The following is a 14,081-nucleotide window of genomic DNA, read 5'->3' on the forward strand; positions in this document are numbered from 1 at the left end:
CCTTTACGAATTATTCATAAAAATCGTTCATTGGCTCTGGATTCTTTCCGGTCCCAGTTGATTTTCTCTTCTTTTGGGGCCGCAAGTTTTTTGGGTTTTCTTTTTGCATGGAAAACGGAAGTCTCACCCATAAATCTTGAAAGGAAGTAGTACGTATTGGATACTGGCTTATATAGGGACGTCCCAGTGACGTTAAGCGCAGTAAATGGACTTGGACAAATTGGAAGGTTAAAAACACTCCAAACAAACCAAACCATTGGGCGAGAAAAATGGTTGGAAACTTAAGAAATCGAATGGTATTACTAAATTTATAAATAGGTGAAGTATAGGAAGCTAAAGTTCCGAGTCCAACTAAAATAAGCAGTACATTACTTGTTAACCCCGCTTCCACCACAGCTTGCCCGATTACAATACCACCCACGACCCCAAGAGATTGTCCAATTTTAAGCGGCAAGCGGATTCCAGCCTCTTTCACCATTTCGATCATTAATTCTAAAAAAAGCGCCTCCAAAAATGGGGGAAAGGGCACGGATGCTCTTGAGCCAACAAGCGTCTCCAATAAACGAGCAGGAATCAACTCATAATGATAGGTCATGATGGCTACATACATCGGAGTTACCATACCCGAGATAAATACGGAAAGTAATCGTAATAAACGAAAGAAATTCCCTATGATCCATGAGTAACTATAATCCTCCATTGCAATAAAAGATTCCATTAAGGTGACGGGAAGAATGCCTAAATTTGGTGATCCATCTACTGCAATGATTATTTTTCCCTCTGTTAGTCCAGCAGCAACTCGATCTGTTCGTTCGGTTGAAATTGATTGAGGAAACAAAGAATTAGAATTGTCCTCAATCATTGACGTAATATATGAACTGTCCTGAATATGGTCATATTGAATATCTTTAATTCTTTGGATGACTGTGTTTACGTTTTCTATATCGGCAATTCCATCCATATATAGTACTGCTACTCTAGTTTTTGATAGTTCGCCCACCTTCATTTCATGGACGAGCAGTTCTGGAACAGGCAGTCTTTTACGGATAAGATTAATATTGGTGTCTAATTCTTCAATAAATCCAACCTGCGGGCCTAATGCAGAGGATTCCATCATTGGCATGCTAACATCGCGAAATTTACTGTTCGCAATATTGATTAATAAACATTCTTCATCATGTTGTTGCTTTTGAATAGCCAACGATCCATTTAAAATGTTCTGGATGATTTCATCTGAATTTTTAGTAAAAATAATCTCTTGAACAGGGATTTTACTTTTTAATTCCTCGAGTGATAGATGTTCCTGTAAATAGGGCAGAACATCTTTATGTAATATGTCAGATGATATGAGGGTGCGATAATATGAAATCCAAAAAGGCTCCTCTTCTCTTAAGGAAGTATGCTCGTGAACGAAATCATTCGATTTGGATAATCTTTCAAGCCAATTTTGATTGTGTGTTTTGTTAGAGGTATTGCTATTGTCCTTATCGCCTTTTTTTATCTGCATCTAAATCCCTCTTAAATCATTTTTTTCATTTTGTGTAAAATGGAGGATTTTATTCAATTTTGGTAATAATGGGGTGAAATGTTAATTGCATTTTAAAAAAAATGAAACTGAATAAATAGAAAGCCCTATTCAAATGTTGAATAGGGCAAATTTATATAATTATTCATTTCAGATTTAAGAAAATGGATATAGTGCTTTTTAATTTTAGAAGATTGTCTTTTCTTACGCTGGATTAACCATACGGGAGATAAATTAAAAGAAGATCTTAATAAAGACGGGGTTGTTGACATTACTGACTTTAACTATATTGAAAAGAATTTTATGACTACCAATCCATATTTCTCAACTACAAATAAGCCAGTTGAAAAAATGGGTAAACTGACCCTAGATGAGTTAAAAACACGTTTTAATTAATAATTGAGTTCTACAAAGAAAACTCCCTTCATTTTAAAAGGGAGTTTTCTTTAACACTAATCATTTTGTAATGAGTAAGTCAGCATCCGGGAGTGGAATTTAAAATGTTCCAAAAATCTCTTTGTATTTTTTAAAAATTTATATTGATTGGAGCGGACCCACCCTAGACCAATAGTTTCTTGGTCATACTCTACTATTTCGACAGGGACTATTTCACCGCTTAAAACTTCTGGATTATTTAACATGGTAAAATCAGGTAATATAGTAACTCCTAAGCCTTCTGCAATCGCTTTTTTAATTACTTCTGTATTATCTGTTGTAAATAAAATATTCATAGGCCCAAATTTACTCATTAACTTACTTGCAAATTGTTTTACATAATCACCATTATATAAAATAACATTTTGAGACATCAGTTGTTGAGGTGTTATAGTTTTAGTCATTGCAAATGGTGACTTTTTGCCGACGGACACCACCATCTTTCCTTGAAGGATAACTTCAAATAGTAAATCTTCTCTTTTCTTTAATAAATCTCCGTAAATCGTAATTAGTCCAATGTCTATTTGATTTTTTTCCACTTGCTCGATAATATGCTGGACCGGTTTTTCTGAAATTTCTATATCAACATTTGGATAGGCATTTTTATATGAAGATAAAGGTTCTAACAGGAATAGCATAAATCCGGGAATAGATGATAATTTTAAATTTCCGGAATTGACAGTGTTATAGGTTTGGGCTGCTTCTTTAAATTCTTGAAGCTTCAAAATTACTTCATATGCCTTTTTAATCAGCGTTTTTCCCTCATCTGTTGGAACGGCGCCAAGTCGTCGATGGCGTTTAAATATTTTAATGCCCAATTCTTCTTCTAATCTAGTAATGGATTGACTGATTCCCGATTGAGAAACATGCAGAGTTTCTGCTGCTATTGATATAGATCCTGTTTCCGCAACTTTTACAATGTATTCCAATTGTTCTATATGCATCGAAATTCTCCTTTTAATATAGAAGTTCAGCTTATATATTCTTCAGTAATAGTAATTTTATTTAAGTGTAAATTATATATATAATAAATTCAAGAAAATCTTAATTTTCTAAAAAATATTGATTGGAGGGGGAAGGGAGATATGAGTTTGAATTTGAATGAGTGCTTAAAGAACAGTGCAGCAAGATTTCCAAGTAATATTGCCTATACATTTCTGAATCAAAGTAAAACCTACTCAGAATTTGATAAATTGGTAGATTGTACTGCATCCGGACTATCCGCAGCAGGAATCAGAAAGGGTGATAGAGTCGCTTTAATTCTTGGTAATTGTCCTGAGTTTATAACTGCTTACTTTGGGATTCTTCGGGCAGGTGCAGTAGTTATTCCAATTAATCCAACCTTCACATCAGGAGAAATTTCTTATATTTTATCAAATAGCCATGCGAAAGCAGTGATTGCACATTCATCTTTAAGTGCCACAATATCTGCATTAAAAGAGAAACTTGAAAACTTGAAGATGGTTATCTACACAGATTCAATCGATCCCGAATGTTCTTGGGAGAGTCTAATTCATGATACAAAAGAAAAATTTGAAAGCCCTTCCATTGAAGAGGAAGATTTAGCAGTTATTCTTTATACTTCCGGCACAACAGGTAAGCCTAAAGGTGCCATGCTTTCCCATCGAAATTTAGCATCCAATGCTGATTCTATGACCCAGCTTACAGAGTTCACTGAAGAAGATCGTATTATTGCGGTACTGCCTATGTTCCATGTTTTTTGTATCGCGACTTGTATTAACATTCCGATTTCCTGCGGGGCAACCATTGTCATTGTTCCTAAATTTAGCCCAACTGAAGTGATTAACACGATTAGAAGAGAGAATGCGACGATTTTTGCCGGAGTTCCGACCATGTTTAGCTTTTTGTTACAGGTGCAAAAAGCGACGGCTGAAGATTTTTCATCGATAAGAGTTTGTTTTTCAGGCGGTGCTTCGATTCCTGTGGAATTATTACATAGATTCGAAGAAAAGTATAAGGTTCATGTTTTAGAAGGGTATGGCCTTTCTGAAACGGCTCCTGTAACAGCATTCAATCCAATGCGGGGAACCCGGAAACCAGGTTCAGTTGGTATAGATATACCGAAAGTCAAGAATAAAGTGGTTGACCCGAATGGATTGGAAGTTCAAAGAGGCGAAATTGGAGAATTGATTGTAAAAGGTCCGAATGTGATGATGGGGTATTTAGGTATGCCGGAAGCTACATCTTCAGCATTGAAAGATGGTTGGTTTTATACAGGAGATTTGGCGCGAATGGATGAAGAAGGCTACATCTATATTGTTGACCGTAAAAAAGATATGATCATCGTTGGCGGGTACAACGTATATCCGCGGGAAGTGGAAGAAGTATTATATCAACACCCAGCAATTGTGGAAGTAGCTGTAATCGGGGTTACCGATAAAGAATATGGAGAGATTGTAAAGGCTTTCGTTGTATCTAATGATGAATGTCTAACGGTGGATAGTATCTTGCATTTCTGCCAGGACAAGCTTGTAAAGTACAAGCAGCCAAAGCAAGTGGAATTTATGAAAGAATTACCTAAAAACAGTACAGGTAAAATTTTGAAAAGAGCATTGCAAGTTGAACATGTGGAAGTTAATTAGTTTGATAGAGAATTTTTCTAAAAAAATTACAAGGAGGAATTTCTATGGAATCAATAGTGCAAACATTGGAATTTCCACTCTTCATAAACGGGGAGCGGACGCCATCTATAAGCGGAGAAACGTTTACTGTTATAAACCCTGCAACTGGTGAAGTCGCAGCAAAGGTGGCGAAAGCCGGGAAAGAAGATGTGGAGGCGGCCGTTTTATCTGCCCGTCAGGCGTTTGATTCGGGAGTGTGGTCTAAAAAATCTCCACAAGAACGTGCTCACTTACTTGTCCAATTTGGAAACAAGATCATTGAACATGCGGATGAATTGGGTTATTTAGAGTCAATTAGCTCGGGGGCAACAGTCCGTCGTATTTCCAACTTGGACATCCTATCCATTGTGGATCTCTTACAACAAACCGCAAAGTTTACTGTCGAGTATCCGTATGTTGAGTCTCTTCCTAATCTACCATTTCCTGGACCAAGCAATAACCAAGTCTGGCGGGAGCCGCTTGGAGTTGTAGCAGCGGTGACTGCTTGGAACTTTCCAATGATTTTAGCTATGTGGAAAATTGCTCCTGCGTTGGCTATGGGTAACTCGATCGTAGTCAAACCAGCATCCAATACACCGCTATCTACCTTGAAATTAGCGGAATTGGCAGCTGAAGCAGGAATTCCGGCAGGTGTATTCAATGTTGTATCAGGGCCGGGTGCCAGTATTGGAGAAGCTCTTGTCACTCATCCAAGTGTTGACAAAGTGGCTTTTACCGGTTCTACAGAAGTAGGGAGCCGGATTATGGAGCAAGCATCTAAAACGGTAAAACGCGTCACTCTTGAGTTAGGCGGGAAATCACCGGCAATCGTATTGCCTGATGCTGACATGAGCATTACCATACCTGGTATATTATTTGGATTCTTGACACACTCAGGGCAGGTTTGTGAATCCGGTACGCGAGTATTAGTGCATGATTCCATTTATGATCAAGTTATTGAACAATTAGCTGAACTTGCAAGCACGATTAAAATTGGAAATCCATTAGATATCGCAACGGGAATGGGACCGATGGTATCACAGCAACAATTGGATACCGTACTTTCTTATATTGAATCTGGCATTCAAGAAGGGGCGAGATTGGTCTGCGGAGGAAAGCGTGCCATTGTTAAAGGATTTGAAAATGGCTATTATATTGAGCCTACCATTTTTGCAGATGTTCATAACGACATGAAGATTGCTAGAGAAGAAATCTTTGGTCCTGTGCTTTCAGTCATCCGTTACTCCACTGTTGAAGAGGCAATCGAAATTGCGAATGACACTATTTATGGGTTAGCAGGCGGAATTTGGACAAAGGATGTAAATAAAGGAATGAAAATAGCCAGTGAATTAAAAGCTGGAACGATCTGGATTAATGATTGGCACATGCTCCGCAGTGATGCTCCTTTTGGAGGATACAAGCAAAGCGGTTTCGGGCGCGAATTGGGCCGTTATGCACTAGACGAATATTCGCAACTAAAGCATGTACACTGTTCACTTGTACCTGAAGTAAGCCAAAAACATTGGTACCAAATATTATTGGGATAATAAAGATTCATTTTTTAATACAAAAATAAAAAAGCAGGTGACTCTATGTCGACATCATTTTTTCAATTTTCTGTTCGAACTGTTGTAAATAGCGGGGCGGGATCAAGGACTTTGCTTCCTGAAATGATTAAAGGGCTTGGGGGGAAACGGGCAGTACTTTTCACGGATAGAGGTTTAACCCAGGCTGGAATTACTGATCAAATTAAAGAATTGTTTGAAATCATGCCTGGTACACCAGAGCTTGTTGGAGTGTTTGATGAAATCGAACAAGATGCAAAAGGTGGAATCATTAATCGCGGTGCTCGTTTTTTTAAAGAGTGCAATGGTGATGCCCTAATTGCACTTGGCGGCGGCAGCGTCTTAGATACAGTAAAAGGTATCAAGTGGATGCTCCATAAAGGTTTGGATGATATTCGTCAATCTCTTCTAACAGGAAATGTGATGGAGTGGTGGCCAGAAGCCAACTATATTCCGATTCCGCATGTAGCCATTGCGACAACGGCGGGAACAGGAGCAGAGGTATCACCAGTAGCGGTTATCCTTAATGAAAATCTTGGAATTAAATCAAACCTGCTTCATCCATTCATCAATGCGGATATGGCGATTTTGGACCCGGATTTAACAGTAGGGCTTCCTCCTAAGATCACGGCCTTTACAGGATTTGATGCCTTGACCCATGCAGTGGAAGCTTATTTTTCACCGAAGGCCAATCCAATGACAGATGCGTATGCCCTGCAATCGATTCGTATGATTGTTGATAATTTACAGACTGCGGTGCACAAAGGGGACGAACTTTCAGCTAGAGCGAATATGCTGATGGCAAGTTCGATGGCCATTTCTGCTTTCTGCTTATGTCTGAATGCCGTTCCAGTTCACAATATGGCACATGCGATAGGGGCAAAATTCAATATCCCGCACGGACTGGCTAATGCTGTGCTTTTGCCAAATGTTATGGAATCTTTGCCTGCCTACTATTTGCCGCGAATCACTGGATTTGCCCAAGCTCTAGGTATCGAGAATCCATCAGAACAACCTGAAAAATGCTTAGAGGAAGTTATCGAATATATAAGAGATTTACGTAAAGCGGTAAATTTACCTGATTCTTTTGCTGACTTTGAATGTAACGAAGACAAGCTTCACCTATTGGTGCCGGCTGTACATCATGACCCTGCAGGAGTTTTCTTCAAGATACCAGCGCCAATTATCACCAAAGTGATAAACGAAGTGTTTGAGCTAAAAGCAATAGAGGCTTAACACGACCATAGGCAATCTTGTCACACGGAAAACACTTGAAAACCTCCTGTTCATGTATGGTCTCCAGACCGGACCTTATTGCCAGGAAGTCAAAAGTGTTTTCCTTTTTTGTAGCATTTTAAAAAAACACAATCCTCGGAGGTTTATATGATTAGTAAAATATTAAATCAATCTAAGTCCGCCACTTCTTTTACAAAAAAAGTAAATTTAGCAGTATATGAATCACTAAATTTCGACGACCTACAGGATTTTGAGGATGCGAACCGCGGTTTTATTGCACCTTTGGAATCTACCATCCTAAAAGGTCCTTCTGGGGAAGTCGTTTGGGACATCAATCAGTTAGATTTTCTTCACGATACTGCTCCGGAGACAGTGAACCCAAGCCTTTGGAGAAATGCCCAATTACAAGCAATATCTGGTTTATTTGAAGTTGTAGAAGGTATTTATCAAGTGCGTGGGCAATCCATGGCTACCACTTTCTTTTTTGAAGGTAAACAAGGAGTCATTGTCTGTGATGCATTAGGAAGTACTGAATCTGCAGAAGCCGCAATGGAATTATATTATAAACATCGTCCAAGAAAGCCAGTTTCAGCCATCATTATTAGTCAAAGCCATGCTGACCATTTCGGCGGTATTCAAGCAGTTCAAAAATATGCGGAGAACCCAGATATTCCAATTATAGCCCCACAGCATTTTACAAAGGAAGCATTAAGTGAAAATGTGCTTTTGGGTACCATTATGGCGCGCCGTGCCGAGTATCAGTTCGGAAAAAATATTCCAGATGGCAGGGAGGGTTCGGTATCAATTGGTATAGGTAATACGATGAGCTCTGGAACCATGAGTTTTGCACTGCCAACGATTGAAATTGAAAATGAAACCCAAACGATGGAAATCGACGGGGTAACCTTTCAATTCTTGTTGACCCCGAACACTGAAGCACCAGCTGAAATGCATTTTTATATACGAGATTATAAAGCATTATTTGTCTCAGAGAACGCCAATCAATTGATGCATCAAATTTATACGGTAAGAGGGGCAAAAACTCGGGATGCCCTGCATTGGGCCAATTCACTCGATAAAACCATCGATTTATTTGAAAACGAAGAGATTGATGCCTTGCTCATGATTCATGCATGGCCTGTTTGGGGCAAAGAGCGTGCTTTAGGACATTTAAAATTGCAGCGTGATTTATATAAATATATGCACGACCAGACTGTACGTTTAGCCAATAACGGATATACGATGGAGGAAATAGCGGAAACAATCAAACTTCCCAAATCATTAGATACGTATTGGGGAAATCGAGGATATTACGGTACGTTGAAGCATAATTCAAAGGGGATATACAATTATTATTTGGGCTATTATAGTGCAAATCCTTCCGATTTAGATCCATTACCACAAGTGGAAAGGGGTCTGAAATATGTAGAATACATGGGCGGGGCGTCAGCCATTTTGGAAAAAGCAAAAGCCGATTTTGAAAATGGGGAATATCGCTGGGTAGCTCAAGTATTAAAAAATGTCGTAATGGCTGACCCGGAAAATTCGGAAGCCAAAAATTTATTGGCAGATGCCTACGAACAATTGGGTTACCAAGCTGAATCAGCCAATTGGCGTAATATTTACCTTGTTGGTGCTTCCGAACTCAGGAATGGAATCAATAAAGATCTTGCCCCATTAGATGTTTCCGGAATTATCAACCATATGCCAATCGAGGATTTCTTAAAGCTGATCGCCGTTAAACTAAACGGACTAAGGGCAGAAGGTAAAAAAATAACGTTGAATGTAGTTCTATCAGATATTAACCAAAAATTTGCTATGTATTTAGAAAACTCCGTTTTGATTTATAAGACTGGAAAATTAGACGCTAATCCGGATGTTTCCTTAACCCTGGAACGATTAACATTCTTTGGGGTTGGACTTGGCTTGCTTTCACCAGAACAAGCAGCAGCAGCAGGTAAATTAAACATTTCTGGTGATCAAACAAAATTGAATGACTTTTTATCACTATTAGACGAGTTTGACAGATTATCCAATATCGTAACACCTTAATTAACAATAAGCACCTGCTTAAATTTATCCGCTATAAGGTGAACAATGCAGGTGTTTTCCCCCTTAAGATAAAGAGTTAATGCCATTAAAAATTAATAAATATTTGTTGAGAGGCAGGAGTACGAATGAAAGGTTGGACCAAATGGGTTATTTTACTTGCACTTTTTATTTTGTCTATTGTTAATTTTTCCGATAAATCCATTACAGGGTTAGCCGGAATTCATATTATGAAGGATTTGAATCTATCTTTCTCTCAATTTGGAATGGTAGGAAGCAGTTTTTTTTGGTTATTCCCATTAGCTGGAATATTAGGGGCTTCTTTATCAGATCGTTATGGAACAGAAAAATTATTGATAGTTATGGCGATTATTTGGACCATTGCGCAATCAATGGTGATAATTGTTTCTGGCCTTCCACTACTTTTATTTAGCAGGGTATTACTAGGTATAGGAGAGGGTCCTTTCCAAGCAACCGCAGCCAGTCATATTAGTAAATGGTTTAAACCGGAATCACGTGGATTAGCCATATCCATCCTAAATTTTGGCAATGTTGTGGGGATAGCGGTTTCAGCTCCAACTGTAGTTTATCTAATGTCAAATTTTGGTTGGAAACAAACGTTTTTAATTTCGGGCATTATTAGCTTTGTCTGGTTAATTGGCTGGCTCTGGCTCGGAAGACTGAAACCAGATGTTTTGTTTGAAGAAGAGGAAAGAAAACGGGAAAACAAACTAGAGACAAATGGGAAAGACAAGTGGAAAGCGTTACGATCTCCTATTTTTATTTTTACATCCTTAGCTGCATGTATCGGCTTTTCTTATATTGTCTTTGGACTTACCTTTAATCCCGCCTATCTAATGAAAGTTAAGGGGTTCACTGAACAACAGTCTGGAAAAATCATTGCTATATCTGGTTTAATTGGCGCGATACTGGCATTAGTAATGGCAATCATTTCAGATCGTATTTACAAAAAAACGCTAAATTTATGGAAGTCAAGAATTCTTTTTTCTGCCAGTAGTCTGATCCTAGGAGGCATTATATACGCGTTATATCCCTTAGTTACTGGAAAGGGTTCAATCATCCTTATCCTTTCTATCGTGTATACGTTAGTGGCTGCAGCTGGAAATCTTAATCCAGCAGTGATCATTAGTTTATATCCTGAACGGAGAGGCCTTATGACAGGAACTTATTATGGAATCATGACTTCATCAGGTATTTTTGCTCCCCTTATTTTTGGAAAGCTCATTCAATCTTCAGGTGCAAATTCAGCAGTGGGTTTTAGCTCATCCATTTATGGAATCTCTGTTGCAATGGTGGTTACAGCGATGTGCATGTTCCTTTTCGCAAAGCCAAAACAAAGAAGTGCAACAAAGAATGAAAAAAGAACAGTGAACCTCTAATGACAACTTTGATTAGAGACTATTTCAATCGGAATCTTTAAGAACCTATATTTCAAACTAAACCAAATCTATTTTTATTAAGGATGTGCGTAATGTGGCTGTAAAAAAAGAAAATCTAAAAAAATCAACAAAAGAAATCACTGTCGATGGCGTAAAAGGAGCATCGCTTTCCAGCCTAGACCTGCTTTGGAGATATGGTTATCAAGAATTAGATGAATGGGCAAAGTGTGCTGAACATCGTGACGAAGTCTTCTCTAAACGACTCTCTGAAGGTGTACAACGGAATCAGGGAAATATAAAAGCTATTGCTGAGCAATTTACAAAGGAATTTACTGAATGGGAAAAGACTGCACGGGATGAATTTTTAATGTCTACCACCACCTTGCAGCATTTTTTTCCGATTCAGTCTTATGAGGAGTGGAATGCGCAAATGAATCAAATTCAAAAAAGAGTATTGTCACGCTTAAGTACTCCATGTCAGTTCATTGAAAACAGCCAGGCGATTGAGAAATACCTAGAAATGATTGATCAATATATGGATCTTAGGAAAAAAGGAAGACTGCAATTTATCCAAATGGTTAAACAAGCTGGAAATCCGCTATATGAATTTCAAAAGGGATTTACTAATCTGTTTGCTACACCATTCAAAGAACTTATTTTCCCGTTAAATAAATATTTGGAAAAAACTGAAGAAATTACAAAGTCTTAATTTAAGGAGATCAGCAGCATGTCAAATGATAAAATCTTTGAACCATTTATTGGATTTAACAAATTGGGTGAAATGTGGGACCAACAATTAAATGGCCTATTATATAACTTGGCAGACAACAAAGAATTTGTTCGTACAGCGAGTTCCGGCCTTAACACCTATTCAATGTACCTAGAACGACTTAGAAAAAGCCAAGAACTTTTTGCGACGCTAATGAATATCCCGACAAAAAAAGATGTTGCTAATGCCGCAAAGCTTTCTATTCAGACAGAAGAAAAAATTGATCTTTTAGAAGAACAAATTTGGAAATTGCAAGAAAGTGTAAGCTCCATTACGAAAGAAAATTTAGGAATGTTCGAAGATGTAGTTAATATTGTTATCCAAATGAAGGATGAATTCCAAAAGATGGCCCAAGCTGTGGCGGAAACACAAAAAATAAATGCTGGCCTTCAGGAAGAAATAGAGAGAGGTCTCTTCGAAATTCGTCCGGAGAAGCAGAAAAAAGAACCGGAAAAAAAGCAGGATAAAGAACTGGTGCTCACCGGTATTAATAAATAACTTTGAAGAGAGCAGTGATAAATAATGAACGCATTAGGAACAAACCTTTTTCCAAGCTTAAACTTAGAAAAAGAATCGAAACGTTGGAACCAGCTTTATAAAATTATGACCGAGCCAAAGCCAGAGATTGTCCCTACCCCAAGACAGATTGTCTGGAAGAAAAATAAAGCAACCTTATGGTATCATCCTGCAAAGGAAAAAAGACATGCCATTCCAGTATTTCTTGTCTACTCTTTGTTAAATAAGGCATACATTCTTGATATCGGTGAAGGAAGCAGTGTTGTAGGCGGACTAACCGAGCGCGGCTATGATGTCTACCTATTGGATTGGGGATCCCCCGGGCTTGAAGATTCTGATATCACCCTTGAAAATTATATCATTGATTATTTGGAGAACGCCCTTAAACGAGCTTTAAGACATTCAGATGCAAAGGAAATATCTCTTGCCGGTTACTGTCTGGGTGGAACTATTGCAGCCATCTTGGCTTCCATAACGGATCTGCCAATTAAGAATTTATCCCTTGCAGCCGTTCCAATCGATTTTAGTATTGGCATCTTTCCTAATAATTTACTGGAAGGACTACAAACAGGGCAGCTAAATCTTGACCGTTTTGCCGATGCACATGGAACCATTCCATCAGAAATTATGTATTTGATATTTAGGATGGTATCACCGGGTTTTGCCAGTTCTACAATCAATCTTGTCACCCGTGCACATGATGAGAAATATGTAGAAAAGTGGCGCCGAATGGATAAGTGGACGAAGGACTCTGTTTCGTTTGCAGGTGCTGCATTCAAACAATTGTTTAACGATCTCTATCAAGAGAACAAACTCTTAAAGGGAGAATTGGTGATTGGCGGCAGGAAGGTGGATTTAAAGAATATAAACTGCCCGCTTTTTGTCTTCTCTTGCTCTCGTGACACAATAATATTAGAAAAGCAAAGTCTTCCATTGATGGACCTTGTTTCAAGTAAAGATAAAACTTATGAGGTTTATGAAGGTGGACATGTTTCCCTCGCATTGACTGGGGTATTCGCTGAAGTTTGGGATAATTGGCTTTCGGCTCGATCATAAATAAAAAAACAGACATCCCTTAGGTGGATGTCTGCTTTTTTAAATCAAAGGACTTGGCGGGGGTCGAACCCGCAAAACACATAACAGTCAACGTTAATGACTGCCAGTTGCTCTACTTTGAGCTACAAGTCCTATTTGTAATATGACCTTTATGGATGGAATTATTCATTTCATCTTTTTTATTTCTTCTGTAACCACAAATGCCAAATCATCGTTTCCAAACAACGATAGAACTCCAAGCAAGGTTTGGTCCTCTACTTCTCCAGCTTCTTCCTTCGGCACAGTTAACTCGATTGCTTCTTTTAAGGCTGGGTTTGAAGCCTGATATGGATATGCCTTTAGATATAATTCTTCGGGATCCAGCTCATGATTCACACACCATTGGGCAAAAACGAGTATCATCATTTTCTCCTCACCCTTAAAGTTCTCAATGATTTTTTCTTCGATCATTTTTCGATTCATAAAGAATTCTCCTTTTATTGTTATAGATTCATTATAAAAGTTTTTTAAGAAAAATGTTGATTTTGTACTGGAGAATGATTTTCTCCTAATTTAGACATACTGTTTGAAGGATGATTTACACTATTAGAAGAGGAGGTTTAGAGATGAGTAAAATCGAAGTAGGCGAAATATTTACCATCAGTGACGAGAATGACGATGAACAGGAAGTTGAAGTACTTGGCGTAATGAATATTGAAGGCTCTGATTTTGTCGCTGTTGCTTTTGCAGAAGATGTAAAACAAGAAACAGATGATGATATTGATATCTTCTTTTTGAAAGTAGATGAAGATGGAGATTTTTCCGCCATTGAAAGCGATGAGGAGTTTGATAAGGTATCCGCTGCCTTTAATGAAATGATGGATGAGGAAGAAGCGGAAGAATAAGAATAAGATATTCCCAGGGAGGTAA

General features: G+C 38.3%; 12 protein-coding genes and 1 tRNA gene. 9 read left to right on the top strand and 4 right to left on the bottom strand.

The features are described from left to right. Nucleotides 1-10 precede the first annotated feature (10 nt). The gene (locus tag ACIFOT_RS06375) at nucleotides 11-1,507 is read right to left on the bottom strand and encodes a spore germination protein (RefSeq protein ID WP_430063216.1); all 1,497 of its coding nucleotides are present in this window, start codon (nucleotides 1,505-1,507) and stop codon (nucleotides 11-13) included. A 470-nt stretch (nucleotides 1,508-1,977) separates the two neighbouring features. Beyond that, nucleotides 1,978-2,904, bottom strand: coding sequence for a LysR family transcriptional regulator (locus ACIFOT_RS06380; protein WP_430063218.1), 927 nt, complete (start codon nucleotides 2,902-2,904; stop codon nucleotides 1,978-1,980). Between the two features lie 141 nt (nucleotides 2,905-3,045). Here ACIFOT_RS06380 and ACIFOT_RS06385 point away from each other — a divergent pair, with 141 nt between their 5' ends. The 8 genes from ACIFOT_RS06385 to ACIFOT_RS06420 all read left to right on the top strand — a co-directional run bounded on the left by ACIFOT_RS06385 (nucleotide 3,046) and on the right by ACIFOT_RS06420 (nucleotide 13,172). Beyond that, nucleotides 3,046-4,563 carry a long-chain-fatty-acid--CoA ligase gene (locus tag ACIFOT_RS06385; RefSeq protein ID WP_430063220.1) on the top strand — a complete coding sequence of 506 codons (1,518 nt, stop codon included), beginning with the start codon at nucleotides 3,046-3,048 and terminating at the stop codon, nucleotides 4,561-4,563. Nucleotides 4,564-4,607: 44 nt separating this feature from the next. Then, on the top strand, nucleotides 4,608-6,128 hold the full coding sequence (locus ACIFOT_RS06390) for an aldehyde dehydrogenase family protein (RefSeq protein WP_430063222.1): 1,521 nt from the start codon (nucleotides 4,608-4,610) through the stop codon (nucleotides 6,126-6,128). Between the two features lie 45 nt (nucleotides 6,129-6,173). After that, a complete protein-coding gene (locus ACIFOT_RS06395; RefSeq protein WP_430063224.1) occupies nucleotides 6,174-7,382 on the top strand; it encodes an iron-containing alcohol dehydrogenase in 1,209 nt (402 codons plus the stop codon). A 147-nt stretch (nucleotides 7,383-7,529) separates the two neighbouring features. Further along, a complete protein-coding gene (locus ACIFOT_RS06400; protein WP_430063226.1) occupies nucleotides 7,530-9,434 on the top strand; it encodes an alkyl/aryl-sulfatase in 1,905 nt (634 codons plus the stop codon). Between the two features lie 125 nt (nucleotides 9,435-9,559). Further along, a complete protein-coding gene (locus ACIFOT_RS06405) occupies nucleotides 9,560-10,831 on the top strand; it encodes an MFS transporter (RefSeq protein ID WP_430063228.1) in 1,272 nt (423 codons plus the stop codon). A gap of 94 nt (nucleotides 10,832-10,925) precedes the next feature. After that, nucleotides 10,926-11,540 carry a hypothetical protein gene (locus tag ACIFOT_RS06410; protein ID WP_430063230.1) on the top strand — a complete coding sequence of 205 codons (615 nt, stop codon included), beginning with the start codon at nucleotides 10,926-10,928 and terminating at the stop codon, nucleotides 11,538-11,540. An 18-nt stretch (nucleotides 11,541-11,558) separates the two neighbouring features. Next, the gene (locus ACIFOT_RS06415) at nucleotides 11,559-12,098 is read left to right on the top strand and encodes a hypothetical protein (protein ID WP_430063231.1); all 540 of its coding nucleotides are present in this window, start codon (nucleotides 11,559-11,561) and stop codon (nucleotides 12,096-12,098) included. Between the two features lie 24 nt (nucleotides 12,099-12,122). Then, nucleotides 12,123-13,172: an alpha/beta fold hydrolase gene (locus ACIFOT_RS06420; protein WP_430063233.1), complete on the top strand. Its 1,050-nt coding sequence runs from the start codon at nucleotides 12,123-12,125 to the stop codon at nucleotides 13,170-13,172. Between the two features lie 48 nt (nucleotides 13,173-13,220). Here ACIFOT_RS06420 and ACIFOT_RS06425 read toward each other — a convergent pair. Next, nucleotides 13,221-13,304 (bottom strand) — tRNA-OTHER (locus ACIFOT_RS06425). Between the two features lie 33 nt (nucleotides 13,305-13,337). Continuing rightward, complete coding sequence (locus tag ACIFOT_RS06430; protein ID WP_430063235.1) at nucleotides 13,338-13,634, bottom strand: hypothetical protein; 297 nt, start codon at nucleotides 13,632-13,634, stop codon at nucleotides 13,338-13,340. A gap of 143 nt (nucleotides 13,635-13,777) precedes the next feature. Here ACIFOT_RS06430 and ACIFOT_RS06435 point away from each other — a divergent pair, with 143 nt between their 5' ends. Continuing rightward, nucleotides 13,778-14,056, top strand: a complete 279-nt coding sequence (locus tag ACIFOT_RS06435; protein ID WP_430063237.1) for a DUF1292 domain-containing protein — start codon at nucleotides 13,778-13,780, stop codon at nucleotides 14,054-14,056. Nucleotides 14,057-14,081: the final 25 nt, after the last annotated feature.

Source organism: Neobacillus sp. NRS-1170 (genome assembly GCF_050468025.1).

Bases quoted from the DNA above. Each gene is read 5' to 3' on its own strand.
- ACIFOT_RS06400 (WP_430063226.1), top strand. From the start codon at position 7,530: ATGATTAGTAAAATATTAAATCAATCTAAGTCCGCCACTTCTTTTACA.
- ACIFOT_RS06415 (WP_430063231.1), top strand. From the start codon at position 11,559: ATGTCAAATGATAAAATCTTTGAACCATTTATTGGATTTAACAAATTG.
- ACIFOT_RS06385 (WP_430063220.1), top strand. From the start codon at position 3,046: ATGAGTTTGAATTTGAATGAGTGCTTAAAGAACAGTGCAGCAAGATTT.
- ACIFOT_RS06390 (WP_430063222.1), top strand. From the start codon at position 4,608: ATGGAATCAATAGTGCAAACATTGGAATTTCCACTCTTCATAAACGGG.
- ACIFOT_RS06420 (WP_430063233.1), top strand. From the start codon at position 12,123: ATGAACGCATTAGGAACAAACCTTTTTCCAAGCTTAAACTTAGAAAAA.
- ACIFOT_RS06430 (WP_430063235.1), bottom strand. From the start codon at position 13,634: ATGAATCGAAAAATGATCGAAGAAAAAATCATTGAGAACTTTAAGGGT.
- ACIFOT_RS06375 (WP_430063216.1), bottom strand. From the start codon at position 1,507: ATGCAGATAAAAAAAGGCGATAAGGACAATAGCAATACCTCTAACAAA.
- ACIFOT_RS06380 (WP_430063218.1), bottom strand. From the start codon at position 2,904: ATGCATATAGAACAATTGGAATACATTGTAAAAGTTGCGGAAACAGGA.
- ACIFOT_RS06405 (WP_430063228.1), top strand. From the start codon at position 9,560: ATGAAAGGTTGGACCAAATGGGTTATTTTACTTGCACTTTTTATTTTG.
- ACIFOT_RS06395 (WP_430063224.1), top strand. From the start codon at position 6,174: ATGTCGACATCATTTTTTCAATTTTCTGTTCGAACTGTTGTAAATAGC.
- ACIFOT_RS06435 (WP_430063237.1), top strand. From the start codon at position 13,778: ATGAGTAAAATCGAAGTAGGCGAAATATTTACCATCAGTGACGAGAAT.